The organism is Pseudarthrobacter sp. CCNWLW217, from assembly GCF_037203985.1.
GTDB lineage: Bacteria > Actinomycetota > Actinomycetes > Actinomycetales > Micrococcaceae > Arthrobacter.
Genome location: NZ_JBBCBT010000002.1, coordinates 345,157 through 361,627 on the forward strand (window position 1 = coordinate 345,157; position 16,471 = coordinate 361,627).

Annotated in this window: 14 protein-coding genes; 7 read left to right on the forward strand and 7 right to left on the reverse strand. The window is 65.5% G+C overall.

The window, feature by feature from the left end; translation table 11 throughout:
* The first annotated feature begins 73 nt into the window (after window positions 1-73).
* The 5 genes from V9L18_RS04160 to V9L18_RS04180 are packed head-to-tail and all read left to right on the forward strand — an operon-like array spanning window position 74 to window position 5,941.
* Complete coding sequence (locus tag V9L18_RS04160; protein WP_337345895.1) at window positions 74-784, forward strand: NUDIX hydrolase; 711 nt, start codon at window positions 74-76, stop codon at window positions 782-784.
* Window positions 781-2,094 carry a quinolinate synthase NadA gene (gene nadA, locus V9L18_RS04165; RefSeq protein ID WP_337345896.1) on the forward strand — a complete coding sequence of 438 codons (1,314 nt, stop codon included), beginning with the start codon at window positions 781-783 and terminating at the stop codon, window positions 2,092-2,094. The genes V9L18_RS04160 and nadA overlap by 4 nt, the downstream gene beginning before the upstream one ends.
* A complete protein-coding gene (nadB, locus tag V9L18_RS04170) occupies window positions 2,094-3,896 on the forward strand; it encodes an L-aspartate oxidase (protein WP_337345897.1) in 1,803 nt (600 codons plus the stop codon). Before nadA ends, nadB begins: the two co-directional genes overlap by 1 nt.
* Window positions 3,889-4,776: a carboxylating nicotinate-nucleotide diphosphorylase gene (gene nadC, locus V9L18_RS04175; RefSeq protein ID WP_337345898.1), complete on the forward strand. Its 888-nt coding sequence runs from the start codon at window positions 3,889-3,891 to the stop codon at window positions 4,774-4,776. Before nadB ends, nadC begins: the two co-directional genes overlap by 8 nt.
* Window positions 4,777-4,783: 7 nt before the next feature.
* Window positions 4,784-5,941: a cysteine desulfurase family protein gene (locus V9L18_RS04180; protein ID WP_337345899.1), complete on the forward strand. Its 1,158-nt coding sequence runs from the start codon at window positions 4,784-4,786 to the stop codon at window positions 5,939-5,941.
* Between the two features lie 102 nt (window positions 5,942-6,043).
* Here the strand turns inward: V9L18_RS04180 and V9L18_RS04185 are convergent, their stop codons facing one another.
* From V9L18_RS04185 to V9L18_RS04195, 3 genes are read right to left on the reverse strand one after another with little or no spacing between them, the layout of a single operon-like run.
* Complete coding sequence (locus V9L18_RS04185) at window positions 6,044-6,547, reverse strand: GtrA family protein (protein ID WP_337345900.1); 504 nt, start codon at window positions 6,545-6,547, stop codon at window positions 6,044-6,046.
* A gap of 17 nt (window positions 6,548-6,564) precedes the next feature.
* A complete protein-coding gene (locus tag V9L18_RS04190) occupies window positions 6,565-7,404 on the reverse strand; it encodes a fumarylacetoacetate hydrolase family protein (RefSeq protein WP_337345901.1) in 840 nt (279 codons plus the stop codon).
* Between the two features lie 57 nt (window positions 7,405-7,461).
* The gene (locus V9L18_RS04195; RefSeq protein WP_337345902.1) at window positions 7,462-8,124 is read right to left on the reverse strand and encodes a DUF1684 domain-containing protein; all 663 of its coding nucleotides are present in this window, start codon (window positions 8,122-8,124) and stop codon (window positions 7,462-7,464) included.
* A 68-nt stretch (window positions 8,125-8,192) separates the two neighbouring features.
* On the opposite strand from V9L18_RS04195, the gene V9L18_RS04200 reads away from it, so the two are divergent.
* The gene (locus tag V9L18_RS04200; protein ID WP_337345903.1) at window positions 8,193-8,990 is read left to right on the forward strand and encodes a hypothetical protein; all 798 of its coding nucleotides are present in this window, start codon (window positions 8,193-8,195) and stop codon (window positions 8,988-8,990) included.
* A 70-nt stretch (window positions 8,991-9,060) separates the two neighbouring features.
* Window positions 9,061-9,867, forward strand: coding sequence for a transglutaminase-like domain-containing protein (locus V9L18_RS04205; RefSeq protein WP_337345904.1), 807 nt, complete (start codon window positions 9,061-9,063; stop codon window positions 9,865-9,867).
* Window positions 9,868-9,919: 52 nt separating this feature from the next.
* Here the strand turns inward: V9L18_RS04205 and V9L18_RS04210 are convergent, their stop codons facing one another.
* From V9L18_RS04210 to V9L18_RS04225, 4 genes are all read right to left on the reverse strand, one after another.
* Window positions 9,920-10,381, reverse strand: coding sequence for a MarR family winged helix-turn-helix transcriptional regulator (locus V9L18_RS04210; RefSeq protein ID WP_337345905.1), 462 nt, complete (start codon window positions 10,379-10,381; stop codon window positions 9,920-9,922).
* On the reverse strand, window positions 10,381-11,490 hold the full coding sequence (locus V9L18_RS04215; RefSeq protein WP_337345906.1) for an LLM class flavin-dependent oxidoreductase: 1,110 nt from the start codon (window positions 11,488-11,490) through the stop codon (window positions 10,381-10,383). Before V9L18_RS04215 ends, V9L18_RS04210 begins: the two co-directional genes overlap by 1 nt.
* Before the next feature lie 127 nt (window positions 11,491-11,617).
* Window positions 11,618-14,833, reverse strand: coding sequence for an efflux RND transporter permease subunit (locus V9L18_RS04220; RefSeq protein ID WP_337345907.1), 3,216 nt, complete (start codon window positions 14,831-14,833; stop codon window positions 11,618-11,620).
* Between the two features lie 70 nt (window positions 14,834-14,903).
* Window positions 14,904-16,406, reverse strand: a complete 1,503-nt coding sequence (locus V9L18_RS04225; RefSeq protein WP_337345908.1) for a malate:quinone oxidoreductase — start codon at window positions 16,404-16,406, stop codon at window positions 14,904-14,906.
* Window positions 16,407-16,471 lie beyond the last annotated feature (65 nt).

A 16,471-nucleotide genomic window follows, 5' to 3' on the forward strand; every position in this document is an offset into this window, starting at 1 on the left:
AGCGCCCCGCTGGCCTTAGAATCAGTTCTAGTCATTATGACTTTAACTACCGTGGAGAGAGTGGGTGGAAAGCATGTACACCAGCGCAGCCAATGTGGCCGAACGCCGTACCGCGCCGCCGTCGCTCGCCATTTCCACGGTCATTTTCGCCCTCCGCCCCAGTGAGAAGTCCGGGCGCCCCACTTTGTGGATCCCGCTGGTCCGCCGCATCCGTGAACCATTCAAAGGGCTGTGGGCACTGCCCGGGGGGCCGCTGACCCATTCGGAATCCTTGCAGGACGCGGCGTCGCGCAACCTGCAGGAAACCACCGGCCTGGCACCGAGCTACTTGGAGCAGCTCTACGCGTTTGGCGGTCTGCACCGCTCTCCAACCCAGCGTGTTGTCTCCATCGTCTACTGGGCCCTGGTACAGCCAACCGAGGCCGCCCTCGCCGACGAATCCGAAAACGTCAGGTGGTTCCGCGCCGACCGGCTGGGCGACCTGGCCTTCGACCACAACGCCATCGTCGACTACGCCCTCTGGCGGTTGCGGAACAAGCTGGCGTACGGCTCAATTGCCTACCACTTCCTGGGCGAGTACTTCACGCTGGCCCAAGTCAGGGAAGTCTACGAAGCGGTCCTGGACCGTCAACTGGACCCGGCCAACTTCCGCCGCCAGATCATCTCCACGCCGGAGATTGAAGAAACCGGCGAATACCTCCAAGGCGGAAAACACCGCCCGCCCCGCCTCTACCGCTTCACCGGCCGCCCCGGCCTTGACCCAGATAACAGGAGCACCCCATGAGCAGCGTCAACACAGCAATCCAGCTGATCACGCGCGAACAGGCCGAAAGCGCCGCACGCACCGCATCCGCAGGTAAATCAACGTGCAGCCCGGCACTCGCCAAGGGGCCCTGGGACTACGATCTCGCCGAGGCCCTTGCCGGTGTGCCCGCCTACGGCCCGGGAGCATCCAGCGCAGACGTTGCCCCCGCCGCTACGCCCCGCCAGGGTCAGCTGCCCGAAGAATACAAGCTGGCCACCGACGCCGAACTCGACCAGCGGATCCGCGCGGCGAAAGCCACGCTGGGGGACCGTGCCGTGATCCTGGGGCACTTCTACCAGCGCGACGAGGTCATCCAGTACGCCGACTTCGTGGGTGACTCCTTCCAGCTGGCCAACGCCGCGCTGACCAGGCCCGACGCCGAGGCAATCATCTTCTGCGGTGTGCACTTCATGGCGGAAACCGCGGACACGTTGTCCCGGCCCGAGCAGGCCGTCATCCTGCCGAACCTGGCAGCCGGCTGCTCCATGGCTGACATGGCGGACACGGACTCCGTCGAAGAATGCTGGGAACAGCTTGAGGAAATTTTCGGCACCGAGCCCGACGCCGACGGCCGCGTACCCGTCATCCCCGTCACCTACATGAATTCCTCCGCAGCCCTGAAGGCTTTCTGCGGCGAGCACGGCGGCATCGTCTGCACGTCCTCCAACGCCCGCACCGTCCTGGAATGGGCCTTCGAACGCGGCCAGCGCGTCCTGTTCTTCCCGGACCAGCACCTGGGCCGCAACACTGCCAAGGCGATGGGCGTACCGCTTGAGCAGATGCCCATGTGGAACCCCCGCAAGGAACTGGGCGGCAACGACGAACAGGCCCTGCTGGATTCCCGTGTCATTCTCTGGCACGGATTCTGCTCGGTCCACAAGCGCTTCAACGTGGCCCAGATCGAGAAGGCCAGGATCGACTTCCCCGGTGTCAACGTCATTGTCCACCCCGAGTGCCCCATGGAAGTCGTGGACGCAGCCGACTCCGCCGGGTCCACCGACTTCATCAAAAAGGCCATCGCTGCGGCTACCGAACCCACCACGTTCGCCATCGGCACCGAAATCAACATGGTCAACCGGCTCGCCGCCGAATACCCCCAGCACACCATCTTCTGCCTGGATCCGGTGATCTGCCCCTGCTCCACGATGTACCGGATCCACCCTGGCTACCTCGCCTGGGTTCTGGAGGAGCTTGTGGCGGGCCGGGTGGTCAACCGCATCACCGTCGCGGACGCCGTGCAGGCGAACGCCAGGACAGCGCTCGAGCGTATGCTCGCCGCCAGGCCGTAATGACCGCCATCCCAGCCGTCGGACAGACCCCGGCCGCTGCCGACCGCAGCTCTGCCCCCCAGCAGCTGATCGTCGTCGGAAGCGGCATCGCCGGCCTGTACGCTGCCCTCCTGGCGGCGGACGCGGGCGTCGATGTAGTGGTGCTGACCAAGGGTGCGCTCGCAGACAGCAATACGTTCTACGCGCAGGGCGGGATATCAGCGGTGCTGGACGAACCTGCGCCGGGCGACACCGTGGCTGCCCACATCGCAGACACCCTCACTGCGGGTGCCGGGCATTGCAACGACGAAGCTGTGCGCGTGCTCTGCACTGAGGCGCGCAGGGACATCGCAGGCCTGGTGCGGTTCGGTGTGCGTTTCGACCAGGATCACGACGGCGGGCCCTCCCTTGGCCTCGAAGCCGCCCATTCCGCTCCACGGATCCTCCACGCCGGCGGCGATGCCACCGGCGCGGGGGTGGTCCACGCCCTCATCAACTCCGTGCTGTCGCAGCAGGGAACAGGAAAGATCAGGATTGTCGGGCATGCCCTGGCAACCGAACTGATGATGGACGGCCACACCGTGTGCGGTGTCAGGTATCTCCACGGTGGCCGGAGCATGGGCGTGCAGGGAGACGCTGTTCTGCTGGCGACGGGCGGCGCCGGCCAACTGTTTGCCCAAACCACCAACCCCGCTGTTGCAACCGCCGACGGACTGGCCCTCGCATGGCGCGCAGGCGCTGCCGTGGCTGACCTTGAATTTTTCCAGTTCCACCCCACCTGCCTGGTTCCGTCCCGGACCCAAAGCCCTGCGGACGCGGACCCCTTGTTGATCTCGGAGGCCGTCCGCGGGGAAGGCGCCATCCTGCTGGACGCCCTGGGAAGGCGCTTTATGCCCGAATACCATCCGGACGCCGAACTGGCGCCCCGGGACGTCGTGTCCCGCAGCATCGCCCTCCACCTGGCCAAGCTCGGGGATCCCAACGGCCACGTTTACCTTGACGCAACCGTCATCGAGGCTGCCAAGGGTGCAGGATTCCTCGCACGACGGTTCCCAACCCTCAGCCAGCGCACCAGCGAAGCCGGCGTCGACTGGACCCGCGAGCTTGTACCCGTGGCCCCGGCGGCGCACTACTGGATGGGCGGCGTCGCCACCGACCTCCACGCCAGAACCTCAGTTGCCGGGCTTTATGCCGCCGGTGAAGTTGCGTGCACGGGCGTCCAGGGTGCGAACCGGCTCGCCAGCAACTCACTCCTGGAGGGTCTTGTCTTTGGCCGGCGTGCTGTTGAGGCGTTTCTTGGGGGCAGCGCTGCCGTGCCTCCTTGGGAGTCGCCTGACGGCACTCCTCCGCGTGCTGTCTCGGCCGCTGGCGGCCTCCCCTTGACGCACGCTTCCGGAGCACCCTCAGGCGACCTTGAACAGTCCAGTTTGGGTGCTGGTCGGGAAATGCTTCCGGCCGACGCGTCTGAGTGGGGGACTGTCGTGCCCGAGCCAGAGCCGTTTTCGCGGGACGCGCTGCGGCGGTTGATGACTGCCAAGGCCGGGGTGCTTCGGAATGGCGTGCTCCTTGAGGAGGCGGGGGGCGGGCTGGAGGCTTGGGCCGGCGTCGTGCGTCCCGAGGTGGTTCCCCGTGACGGGGACCCGCGGGCGCACGAGGACGCCAACCTGTTGCTTGCCGCCCGGCTGCTCGTGGCTGCGGCGCGGGAGCGCACCGAATCCCTGGGCGCCCACTACCGCAGCGACAGCCCTGCCGAAGCCGCCGACCTGCACGAAGAACTTGAAGAGACCTACACCCGCCCGAAAGCGAGCCTCGTCCATGACTGAATCCACGGTGTTTGACCTGGCCCTCCCCACAGCGCCGGTGCGGGAAATCCTGGAGCGGGCGTTCGCCGAGGACGCCCCTGCCGGTGACATCACCTCGCAACTGCTGATCCCAGCCGAAGCCAAGGCAACTGCCGTCCTGAACGCGCGTGTCCCCGGCGTCTTCAGCGGCGCCACCGTGTTCCGGGACGCCATGCTGCTCATCGACCCGGATACCGACGTCGAGCTCCTGCTCGCCGACGGTGACACGTTCGACGCCGGAACGCACCTTGCCCGGGTCAGCGGCCGGGCACGCTCTGTGCTGCTCGCAGAACGAGTCGCCCTCAACCTGGTGCAGCGCATGTCCGCCATTGCCACGAAAACGGCAGAATTCGTGAAACTCACGGAGGGCACCACTGCCCGGATCACCGACACAAGGAAAACCACCCCCGGGCTGCGTGTCCTGGAACGCTTTGCCGTCCGGTGCGGGGGAGGGGCGAACCACCGATACAGCCTGTCGGACGCCGTCCTGGCCAAAGACAACCACCTGGCGGTCATGACCGGCGGTGATCCTGCCAAACTGACCGTGCTCCTGGCGGCAGCCAAAGCCCAGCTCGGCCACACGACACATTTCGAAGTGGAAGTGGACAGCATCGACCAGATCGAGCCGGTCCTGGCAGCCGGGGTGGACACGATCATGCTGGACAACTTCACTGTGGAAGAACTGCGTGCCGGTGTGGCACTGGTGGGCGGACGTGCACGTGTCGAGGCAAGTGGGAACGTCAACCTGCAGACGGTGGCCGGAATTGCCGCCACGGGCGTGGATGTCATATCCATTGGAGGGCTGACCCACAGTGTGGCGGCGCTGGACCTGGGCCTGGATGTTGAGCTAAGCGTCGGATGAGTGCATCGTGATTTTCCTCGACGCCGCCGCCACCACCCCGGTCCGCCGCGAGGTGCTCGATGCGATGTGGCCGTACCTTACCGGCGAATTCGGCAACCCCTCCAGCCATCATTCACTGGGCGAAGCTGCCGCCGCGGCGCTCGCGGACGCTCATGCCGCCGTCGCCAGTGTCCTGGGCTGCCGGGCCGGGGAGGTGACTTTTACCTCGGGCGGTACCGAGGCGGACAACCTTGCCGTGAAGGGGATAGCCCTGGCACGGCAGGCCTCGGATCCCCAGCTCAACCGTGTGGTGCTCAGCGCCATCGAACATCCAGCCGTGGAGGAGTCGGCACGCTACCTTGAGCGGTTCCACGGGTTCGCCGTCGACGTGGTTCCCGTTGATGCGACGGGACTGGTCACGCCCGAGGCGCTCGCCGCCGTGCTCGGCCCTGAGACCGCTTTGGTCAGCGTGATGTACGCCAATAATGAAGTGGGTACCGTCCAGCCGATTGCAGATTTGGCAGCCCTGGCAAAGGCACGCGGCATCCCTTTCCACACTGACGCTGTCCAGGCCGCAGGCTGGCTTCCCCTGGACGTCAAAGGGCTGGGGGTGGACGCACTGAGCATTTCAGGCCATAAGCTCGGGGCGCCGAAGGGCTGCGGCGTGCTTTACGTCCGAGGCCGGACCCGGATTGAGCCGCTGGTCCACGGCGGCGGACAGGAACGCGGACGCCGCTCGGGCACCGAGAACGTGGCCGGAGCCGTGGGGCTGGCCACAGCCCTCACTCTGGCCCAACGGGACCAGGTCGGCCTTGAGGAGCGCGTGGCAGGGCTGCGTGACGGCTTCGTCGGCGCTGTGCTCGACGGCGTGCCTGGGGCCGTCCTGACTGGCCATCCCACCAAACGCCTGCCCTCCGTGGCGTCATTCTGTTTCCCCGGTACCAGCGGGGAGTCCGTCCTTCTCGAACTGGAACGGCAGGGCGTGGTGTGTTCCAGCGGTTCGGCGTGCGCTGCCGGCTCGGACGCGCCGTCGACGGTCCTGACCGCGCTGGGCATCCCTGCCGAGGTGGCGCAGACGGCGGTGCGGTTCAGTTTTGCCTCATCCGTCAGTGCCGCGGACCTGGAGGCCGCTGCCCAAGCCGTGCTGGCCGCCGTTGCGAGCGTCCGGACCCTGGGCCGGGCCTAGGCTCCGCCCCCAACTAAGTAGCAGCAGGTGTCGTTTTGACCGCTGAAAAACGACATTTGCTGCTACTTAGTCGCCAGGGCGCGACGCGGTTCAGGGAAAGCGTCAGATGTGCCGGGCGCGGCGGAAAATCCAGTGCCGGAGCATGGTGAACCTGACAGCCGTCGCCAGGAAACCGGACAGCGTGGTGGTCCAGAGTTCGTCGGCAACGCTTGCCTCCGGTTTCAGCCAATGCAGGACGCCCAGGCTGCTGCCCGTGATGAACAGGGCTACGGCAATAACGATGAGACCGTTCAGGTGGTCCCGAGCCATCCGGCGTTGCCCGGTGATTTTGAACGTCAGCCTGCGGTTCATGGCCGTGTTCAGCAAAGACGTGGCAACCAGCGCTGCGGCATTGGCCAGCTGTGGGCCCAGCCAGGGGCGTAACAGGGCATAGAGCCCCAGCGAAGCGGCCGTGCAGACGATGCCCACTCCGGTGAAGCGGATGAGTTGGCGGACCACCGGGAACCGTAGAATCCCCCGGTAATGCCTGGTGGTGGGAGCCCGACGGCCTTCGTGGACGCCCGGCTGCTGCGTCTGCGGGGCGGCGGGCGCAGCAGGGGATTCCATGGGTCAAGCCTGACACATCAGGCCGCGGAACCCTCCCAAGGCGCTGCCTTCACAGGGTTGGTGAGTTCGCCAATGCCCTCCACCCGGCAGGTGACCGTATCGCCGGGAGCGATGGGCGCGCACTCTGCCGGGAAGCCGGTAAGGACCAGGTCTCCCGGGTGCAGTGTCATGAAGGATGTGAGGTAGACGAGTATCTCGTCAACCTTCCAGCCCAGGTCCGCGCTGCTGGCGGCTCCCAGTGCCTCGCCGTTGTGGACGATGCTGATGGCTGCATCGGCGTCGTCCAATGCGGTAACGATCCACGGTCCCACAGGCGTGAAGGTGTCCTGGCTTTTGGCGCTGATCCAGAGTTCGTCCGAGTTTTGCAGGTCCCGGGAGGTCACGTCGTTGCCGATAGTGAATCCCAGCACTGCAGCGCGCGCATTGTCCGGAGTCAGTCCCCGCACCTTGCGGCCGATGACGATGGCCAGCTCCGCTTCGGGCTCTACGTGGCCGGCATCCGTTGCCAGCTCGATGGCGTCGCCGGGGCCGATCACGCTGGTGGCGGCTTTGTGGAATGCCTGCGGGGGCAGCTCACGGCCCGCACTGCCCGTGTTGTGGGCCATGCCCAGCACATTGGCCGGGACGCTGGGCGCAAGGAACTCGAAGCCCTCCTGGTGTACCCGGTCTCCGGGCTCCCATCCGGGGCGCGGAGTGCTCGACGCATTCGCCGGGGAACCCGGGAAGGGAGTGTCCACCACCGTCCAGGTGGCGCCGGAATCGCTGGCGAAGTCGGCAGCACTGTTGGCTACAAAGAACTGCTCGCCTGGTGTGGCGGGGGAGGCCGGACGGACTCGGGCAAGTCGCAGCTGGGTCATGGGCATTCCTTGAGAGATGTGCGACGGCGGCAGGCGCCTGCTTGCTGGACAGTCAGGTCAGTACAGTTCGCCGGCCGGGATCTCGACGGCGAGGCGGTTCGAGGGGCCGGCCAAAGGGCACGCCCACGCCTCGTTGTAGGCGCAGGAAGGGTTGTATGCGAAATTGAAGTCAAGGACGAATTCCGCACCGGGTCCGCTGCCGTGAACACCGTGGAAAGCGCCCTTGATGGTGTCGATCAGGTAGCGTCCTGCACCGTAACTGCCTCCGGGCTGACCTGCTGTTGCGTCACGGAACGGTACAAAGATGCCGCCGCCGTACCCCACAAGCTTCCACACGGCGAGCTGCCCCATCTCCGGAAGGTCGAACGTGCCCAGCCGGACAAAATTGATGACGCCATCCGTGGCGGTTTCCACTGACATTTCCCGTCCGGCGCCCTCCAGCGTCAGCGGCACATGGAAGCGGTAGATGGGATCGTAGTCTGCCGTCCTGAGCCCTGAGAAGCGTGCCTTGTCCTGGGCTGTCAAAGCAGACGCGGGATGCGTGGCGAACATCCGGTCGCGTTCGTGCCGCCAATACGAATGGGCCTCCGCAGGGCTCTCTACCGAAATCTTCCGGACCATTTCATACAAAGCGAACGTCCGCAGGCGCCAATCTGCAATGTCGATGGCGGAGATGTCCGCCGGGCTGTCATCCGCCACGCCATACTGCTCTTCCGCCATAGCCACCAGCCTAGTGCCTCGGAGCGCGCTTCCGTCGCGGCGGCGGCACCCGGCGCTACGCTGGCTGCATGACGCGCAAGAGGACAGTGTTTGGGTTTCGGATCATGGCTCTGCTGGTGGGCGGCGGTCTGGCCGCCGGGTGCAACGCGCCAGGCCAGGCTCAGCCGTCCTGGACCGCGGAGCCGGAGGCGTCCCCGTCAACTTCTTCCCCTACCGGGACGGTCACGCCGTCGGGTGATCCGACGGCGACCCAGGAGTCCGGCTCCCCCTCGCCTGGGGCGGCGGCAACGTCAGCTGCATGGAAGACCTTCTCGGATGCCGGCAAGAAAGTGAGCTTTGAGTTGCCGGAGGAATGGATCGCACAGTCTGTGACCCCTGAGGAAGGGACGCTGGCCGGTGCACTGAAGGTGGAGGTAAAGAAGCCGGACGGTACCGTTATTGCGGCGCTGCGGACGGGACTGCCGCCGTCGGCCCCTGAATGCGCGGAAGCTGCGCGCCGGCCCTACACCGTGATCAGCAGCCTGCCCGTGGACCTTCCGGCGCTGACAGGCGAAGGGACCATCGCCCCGCACGTGGTGTTCAGGGTGATCCAGGGCTACCGGTATTTCGGATCCTTCGGGATCACGAACATTGTGGGCGGCGCCGACGGCCAGGCGTGCGAACTGCGCAACGTGGTCCGCGGTCCGGCTGGCAAGGGCGATTACTCCTTCGGGGACCTGCCGGTGCTCAAGGCGTTCGCGCCTGATGAAAAGGTTGCACCGGCCAAGGCCTTTGACACCCTCGACCAGGCGGCCAAGTACGTGGACGAGGGGACCGAATTCGCTAACGTCCAACGGATGCTAATGTCTCTGGAGATCAAGAACTAGTCCTGCCGCCGGCCCACCCTGCCGGGCCGAGTGGAGACTGGCCAGCCGCTTCCACACACCCCGGAGATCCATGGACCGCTCTGTTTCCGCACGCCTGGTTTTCAGGACCGTAGCCGACACCAAGGTTGCGCTGGCCATAACAGTGGCCAGGAACCCCGGCTACACCTCCTTTGAGGAATCCCTGTCAGTTACGGCGGACGGGGCGCAGGTGGCGCTGACGGAACTGTCAGACCACCACGGCGGCAGGATCCACTACATGGAATTCCCGGACCCGGCCGAGGTGACTGTTGAGTATTCGGCCTCGGTGGGCGGCCAGGCCACCCCGGAGGACGCGCCGCTGGAGGACCTTATCCGCTACGTGCGCCCCAGCCGTTACGCCGAGTCGGACCGGCTCCTGCCTACCGCCTATGCCGAATTCGGCGGACTCCACGGCGAGGAGCTCCTGCAGGCCGTGCGGAACTGGGTTTACGGCGAACTAAGGTACATCAGCGGATCCTCGCGCGGGACCGACGGTGCGGTGGAAACCCTCCTGCACCGCCGGGGAGTCTGCCGGGACTTCGCCCACCTTGCCATCGCCCTGCTGCGGTCCAAGGACATCCCCGCGCGGTTGACGGCTGTCTATGCACCGGGACTGAGCCCGATGGATTTCCACGCTGTGGCCGAGGGCCACATCAACGGTGCGTGGCACGTCATCGACCCCACGGGGCTGGCCCCGCGGGAATCGATGCTCAGGATTACGGCCGGCCGCGATTCCGCCGATACCGCATTCCTCTCCACGGTCGGAGGCAGCCTCACCCTGAACCAGATGAACGTCACCGCCGTCGTGAACGGCAGCCTGCCGGTTGAGGATCCAGCCAAGCTCGTGGTGCTGCGCTAGCGGACCGGGACCCGGCGCCGCGTCAAGTGGCGCCGGGTCCTCGGAAGCACTGCTAGTGGCGTGCGCCTACCGAATGGCGCAGCTTCTCGGTGAGCCGCTTCAGTTCCTTCTGCTCCGCCGCGGTCAGGGCCGGCCCCAGGAGCCCGGAGATATCCCGGACGTGTTCCCGGCCAATGTCCTTCTGCAGCTCTGCGCCGGCTTCGGTCAGCTTCAGCAGCACCCCCCGGCCGTCGTCCGGGGCCGGCATCCGTGCCACCAGTCCGCGCTTTTCCAGCCGCTCCACCAGCCTGCTGAGGCTGGACTGGCTGAGCAGGACGTTGTCGTTGAGCTCGTTAAGCCTCAGCCAACCGGACGGACAGCGGGAAAGCGTGAACAGGACGTCGTACTCGTTCAGCGCCACCTTCCTGAAGGCGGGCCCGGCCTGGAGCTTGCGCATGACCGCCACCTGGGCCCGGAACAGGGACTCCCAGGTCTCGGCGGCCAGCCGGACCGGTGATTCGCCGTCGGTTGCCATCACGCCTCCGAAGGGCTTGTCTCGGTGCTCTGCGCAGCCAGCAGCGTGGCAACCCGGCCGGCATGCGTGGGCGGGTCCGGGACGTGCGCGGGCTTGAGGGCTGCGTACTCCTTGCGCAGGACCGGCAGGACCTCCTCACCGAACAGGTCAAGCTGTTCGAGCACGGTCTTCAGCGGCAGGCCGGCATGGTCGATCAGGAACAGCTGGCGCTGGTAATCGCCGAAGTACTCACGGAACGTCAGGGTCTTCTCGATGACTTCCTGGGGGCTGCCCACGGTGAGCGGAGTCTGCGAGGTGAAGTCCTCCAGCGACGGGCCGTGACCGTAGACCGGCGCGTTGTCGAAGTACGGCCGGAACTCCTTGACGGCATCCTGGGAGTTCTTCCGCATAAAGAACTGGCCGCCTAGCCCCACGATCGCCTGGTCCGCCTTGCCGTGGCCGTAGTGCTCGTAGCGTTCGCGGTACAGGCCAATCAGCTGCTGGTAGTGCTCCTTCGGCCAGAAGATGTTGTTCGCGAAGAACCCGTCACCGTAGTACGCGGCGACCTCGGCGATCTGGGGTGTGCGGATGGAGCCGTGCCAGACGAAGGGGGCGACGCCGTCGAGCGGGCGGGGTGTGGAGGTGAAATTCTGCAGCGGGGTCCGGAACTTTCCGGACCAGTTCACCGTGTCCTCGTCCCAGAGCCGGCGCAGCAGGCTGTAGTTCTCGATGGCCAGTTCCACGCCGTCCTGGATGTTCTTGCCAAACCAGGGGTACACCGGGGCTGTGTTGCCACGGCCCAGTACCAGGTCCACGCGCCCGTCGGCCAGGTGCTGGAGCATCGCGAAGTCTTCGGCTATCTTGACCGGATCATTCGTGGTGATCAGTGTCGTGGCCGTGGACAGCGTGATCCGCTCGGTCTGTGCTGCGATGTAGGCGAGTGTCGTGGTGGGGGACGAGGAGAAGAACGGCCGGTTGTGGTGCTCGCCGATGGCGTACACGTCCATGCCGATTTCCTCGACCTTTTTGGCGATCGCCACGGACGCCTTAATGCGCTCGTTCTCCGTGGGGGTCTGTCCCGTGGTGGGGTCAGTAGTGATGTCGCTGACGCTGAATACGCCGATCTGCATGATGTGCCTTCCGTTCTGGATGTCCGTGGTGGCTTATCACCACTATACCCGATTTAGATGCATATGCATATATCGACGGGTACAACACTTCCCGGACGGGATTATTCCCTGGATGTCCGTAGCGGCTTTAGGCAGGGTCTCCAGGTGCGGCGCGGCGGCCGCTGACCTTGGGAACCATTCCGGTGGTCCAGTCGCGGAACTCGTCGTCGACGTCGGTTGCCGGGCCCAGCTCCGGACGCTCATGCAGAGCCCGGAGCAGTGCCTTCTTCTCGCGCCGCCCCTCCACTAGCCGGTACAGAACGGGGACCAGGACCAACGTGAGGGCGGTGGATGACACCAGCCCGCCGATCACCACGACGGCGAGCGGCTGGGAGATGAAGCCACCGCCACCTGTCAGGCCCAGCGCCATGGGCGTCAGAGCGAACACTGTGGCCAATGCGGTCATCAGGATGGGACGCAGGCGCTGGCGGGCGCCGTGGGTGATGGCGTCCGCCACTGACATCCCCGGCCGGCCGTCACTGGGCTTTCGGTACTGGTTGATCAGGTCGATCAGCACGATGGCGTTGGTCACCACAATTCCCACCAGCATCAGCATGCCGATCAGGGAGGGAAGACCCAGCGGCACCCCGGTCACCAGCAGCAGCGCGACGGCCCCGGTGGCCGCGAACGGGACGGATACAAGCAGGATGAGTGGCTGGACGAGGGACTTGAAGGTGGCCACCATGATCACATACACGATGGCGATGGCGGCCAGCAGGGCCAGCCCGAGCTGCCGGAAGGACTCTGCCTGCTGGGTGGTTGCCCCGCCTAAAGTGGCCGTGACCCCGGCCGGCAGCTGAACATCATCCAGGCGGGACTGGACTTCGGCGCTCACGGCGCCAAGGTTGGATCCCGACGGCGTCAGGGAGACTTTCGCCGTCCGTTGCCCATTGCTGGCGGTGATGGAGATCGGAACCTCGACCTGTTCCACGGAGGCTATGCTGCCCAGGGTGGCCCGTCCGCCCGGAAGCGGGATGTTGCGGACGGCCTCGACACTGGTGAAGCGGGTCCCCTCGCCGATTTGCACGGGGAAGTCGTCAGTATCAATCCGCACCGTTCCTGCCGGGACCGGGCTGATGGTGGAGGCAAGCACGCCGGCAACCTGTTGCTCGTTCAGTCCGGCTGCCACGGCCTTCGCACGGTCAACCTTGACCTGGACAACGTTTTGGCTCGCTGCCAGGTTGGTGGCCACCTCGCTGGTGCCCGGTACTCCGCTCATCGCTTCCACCATCGCGTCGCTGGCGGTGCGGAGGTCGGCCGACGTGGCAGCGCGGAGGGTGACGTCCACTGTGGACGATGTGCCGAAGCCACCCTGCTGCGTGCCTACGGAGATCTTGCCGGCGTCGGGGACGTCAGCGAGCCGCGTGCGGACTTTCTCCTGCAACTCCGCCTGGTCCGCTTTCTCATCCGTGACCACGGTGAAGGTCGAATTGGAGGCGCCGGAGGATACTAACGCGGCGAAGCCCGCCTGGGCATTGCCGGAAGTGACCTGAACAGTCTTAATGCCTTCAATGCCGCGCAGCACTCCTTCCACCCGGACAGCGGCGGCACTGGTCTCGGAGAGGCTGGTGCCGCCCGGCAGGACCTGGCGCACAGTCAGGCTGTTTTGTCCGGACTGGCCCAGCAGGTCAGTGGCCAGCAGCGGTGTCATGGCGCCCGTTGCTACAAGCACCAACCCAGCGGCGATCAGTGTGACAACCGGATGCTTCTGGGTCTTGGTCAGGATGGGCAGGTAGCCACGCTGCAGCCTGCTTCTCTGCTCGGCTTCCAGCGCCTTGGCCCGGACGGCCGCGGCGGCTTCGCGTGCGGCGGGGGACCCGGGGACAGCGGCCGACGGCGACTTCAGGAACCAATAGGCGAGCACAGGGACAATGGTCAGCGACACCAGCAGGGAGGCCAGCAGCGCCATTGTGACGGTGAGCGCGAACGGGCGGAAAAGCTCGCCGGCGAGTTCGCCAACAAACGCGATGGGAAGGAAGACGGCCACCGTGGTCAGCGTTGAGGCGGTAATCGCCCCGGCAACTTCGCGGATGGCGGTCAGGATGGCGGTCACCTTGTCCTCACCGTAGGCGAGGTGCCGTTTGATGTTCTCGATCACCACAATGGAGTCGTCCACCACGCGGCCGATGGCGATGGTCAGGGCACCCAAGGTCAGGATGTTCAGGGAGTAGCCCGTCGCGGACAGCCCGATAAAGGTGATGAGCAGCGACAGCGGGATGGACACGGCTGTGACCAACGTAGAGCGCGTGGACATCAGGAACACCAGGATGACGGCGACGGCGAAGCCCAGGCCCAGCAGGCCCTCAGTGGTCAGGTCCTTGATGGATTTCTCAATGAAGGGTGCCTGGTCGAACACCTGCGTGAATTTGGCGTTGGAGCCCAGCTCCGCCTCAAGGTCGCCGATGATGCCGGCCACGGCGTGGGAGATGGCGACGGTGTCGCCTTCCGGCTTTTTGGTGATGGCAACGGCCAACGTTTCCTTGCCGTCCGTGCGGGAGATGGAGGTCCGTTCATCGTCTTTGAGTGACACGTCCGCCACCGAGCCGATCGTGGCAGGCGCCTTCGTACCGGCAAGGGGCAGCGCTTTGATCGCGTCGAGGGAGTCCACCGGACTGCCGATCTGTAGGGAGAGGGTCTTGCCCTCTTCCTCGATGGTTCCGGCAGGAATCAGCGCCCCGTTGTTGGACAACGCATCGCGGATCGCCGGAATGGTTGCTCCGCTGGACACCATGGCATCCGCGCGTGGCAGGATCTGGATGTGCTGAGTGGCGCCGCCCGTTACATCGGCGCTGCGGACGCCGTCGATCTTCTGCAGCCGGGGGACGCTGAGCCGCTGCAGGTCGGCATTAAGCTCGCTCAGTGATTTGTCCGAGGAGACTGCCAGGAACAAGATGGGGAAATCGCTGATGCTGCCGGCGATGGCCTGCGGCTGGACGTCCTCCGGCAGTTGGCGTTTGGCGTTGGAGATGGCCCGGTCTATCTGGTTGCGCGCACGATCGAGGTTGGAGCCGTACGTGAACGTCATTGAGATCTGCGAGACACCCGTGCGCGACGTTGAGGACGTTGACTCCAGGCCTTCGACGCCGTTCAGCGCCTTCTCCAGCGGCTCGCTGACCTGCTTGTCCACTACCTCCGGCGAGGCCCCGGGCATCGCCGACAGCACCGTGATCTGCGGGAACTCGATGGAAGGGATCAGTTCCTGCTTCAGCGAAGACATGGTGATCACCCCGAACACCGACGCGAAGACGGTGATCAGGGCGATCAGCGCCCGGTTCGCCAGTGAAAGTTGTGCCAGCCGGAACATCGCATGGTCTCCTGAAGGGGTTGGCGGACTGGTACGGACATCGAACTGCTGCCCGCCGACCCCGACAGGGTCAACGGCTCGCGGAAACGCTCTCCAGCTGAAGGGCCGCGGCAGTGGCCTTCTCAAGCTCCGCCGCGAGCTCCGGGTTGCTGTCCAGCTTGGTTCCGTAGCCGGGCATCATGTCCCTGAGCTTGCCCTGCCAGCCCTTGAAGTTCTTGGGGAAGGCCTTCTGCAGCAGTTCAATCATGATGGGCACCGCGGTGGAAGCCCCGGGCGAGGCACCCAGGAGCGCCCCGATGGAGCCGTCACGCCCGGCGATGACTTCCGTGCCGAACTGCAGCACTCCGCCCTTCTTCGGGTCCTTCTTAATAATCTGTACACGCTGGCCCGCGGTGATCAGTTCCCAGTCGCCGTCTTTGGCCTCGGGGTAGTACTCGCGGAGCGCCTCCACCTTGTCGCCGTGGCGCTTCGCCACCTCTTTCACGAGGTAGGCCGTCAGGTCCATGTTGTCCTTGGCCACGGCGAGCATGGGAATGATGTTGCTGGGCCGGATGGACAGCGGCAGGTCCAGGTAAGAGCCGTTCTTCAGGAAATTCGTGGAGAAACCGGCGTACGGGCCGAACAGCAGGGAGCGCTTCCCATGGACGTAGCGCGTGTCAAGGTGCGGCACGGACATGGGCGGAGCACCCACGGAGGCCTGGCCGTAGACCTTCGCGCTGTGCTGGGCCGCGATTTTTTCGTCGGTGCAGCGGAAGAACTGGCCGGAGACCGGGAAGCCGCCGAAGCCCTTGCTTTCGGGAATGCCTGAAGCCTGCAGCAGGTGCAGGGCGCCGCCGCCGGCACCCACAAACACAAACTTCGCGTGGATCCTGCTGTGTTCCCCGGAAGCCGGGTATTTGAGCGAAAGGTCCCAGCCGCCGTCGGACGCCCGGGAAATCCCGGTCACGTCGTGGCCGTAGTTGATGTCGACGCCGTTGTTCCCGAGGTATGTGGTCAGCTCGCGGGTGAGTGCACCGAAGTCGACGTCGGTGCCCTCCGCCGCGCGGGTGGCAGCGATGCGCTGCTTCGGGTCGCGGCCCTTGACGATCAACGGAGCCCATTTGGCGATCTGGGCGTGGTCCTCGGAATACTCCATGCTGCGGAACAGCGGGTGCGGCTTCAGTGCCTCGTACCGGGTCCGCAGGAATTTGGTGTTGTCCTCGCCAATGACGAAGCTCATGTGCGGGACGGTGTTGATGAAGCCCTTGGGCGAACCGATCAGCGACTGCTCCACGAGGTGGGCCCAGAACTGGCGGGAGAGCTGGAACTGCTCGTTGATGAGCAGCGCCTTGGTGGGGTCCACCGAGCCGTCTTTGGCTGCGGGGGAATAGTTGAGCTCGCAGAGTGCGGCGTGCCCGGTGCCGGCGTTGTTCCACGGACCGGAGCTTTCCAGTCCGGGCTCATCGAGGCGCTCGAAGAGGGAGATGGTCCAGGTGGGTTCAAGCTGCTTGATGAACGCCCCAAGTGTGGCGCTCATGATGCCGCCGCCGATCAGGACGACGTCGGCATTTTTGGTCTTGGAAATAAAAGTCACAGTGAGTCTCCGATAGCAGCGGCTCTGGCTGTCACAGAATATCCCCGCGCCACCCTCTTACTGAA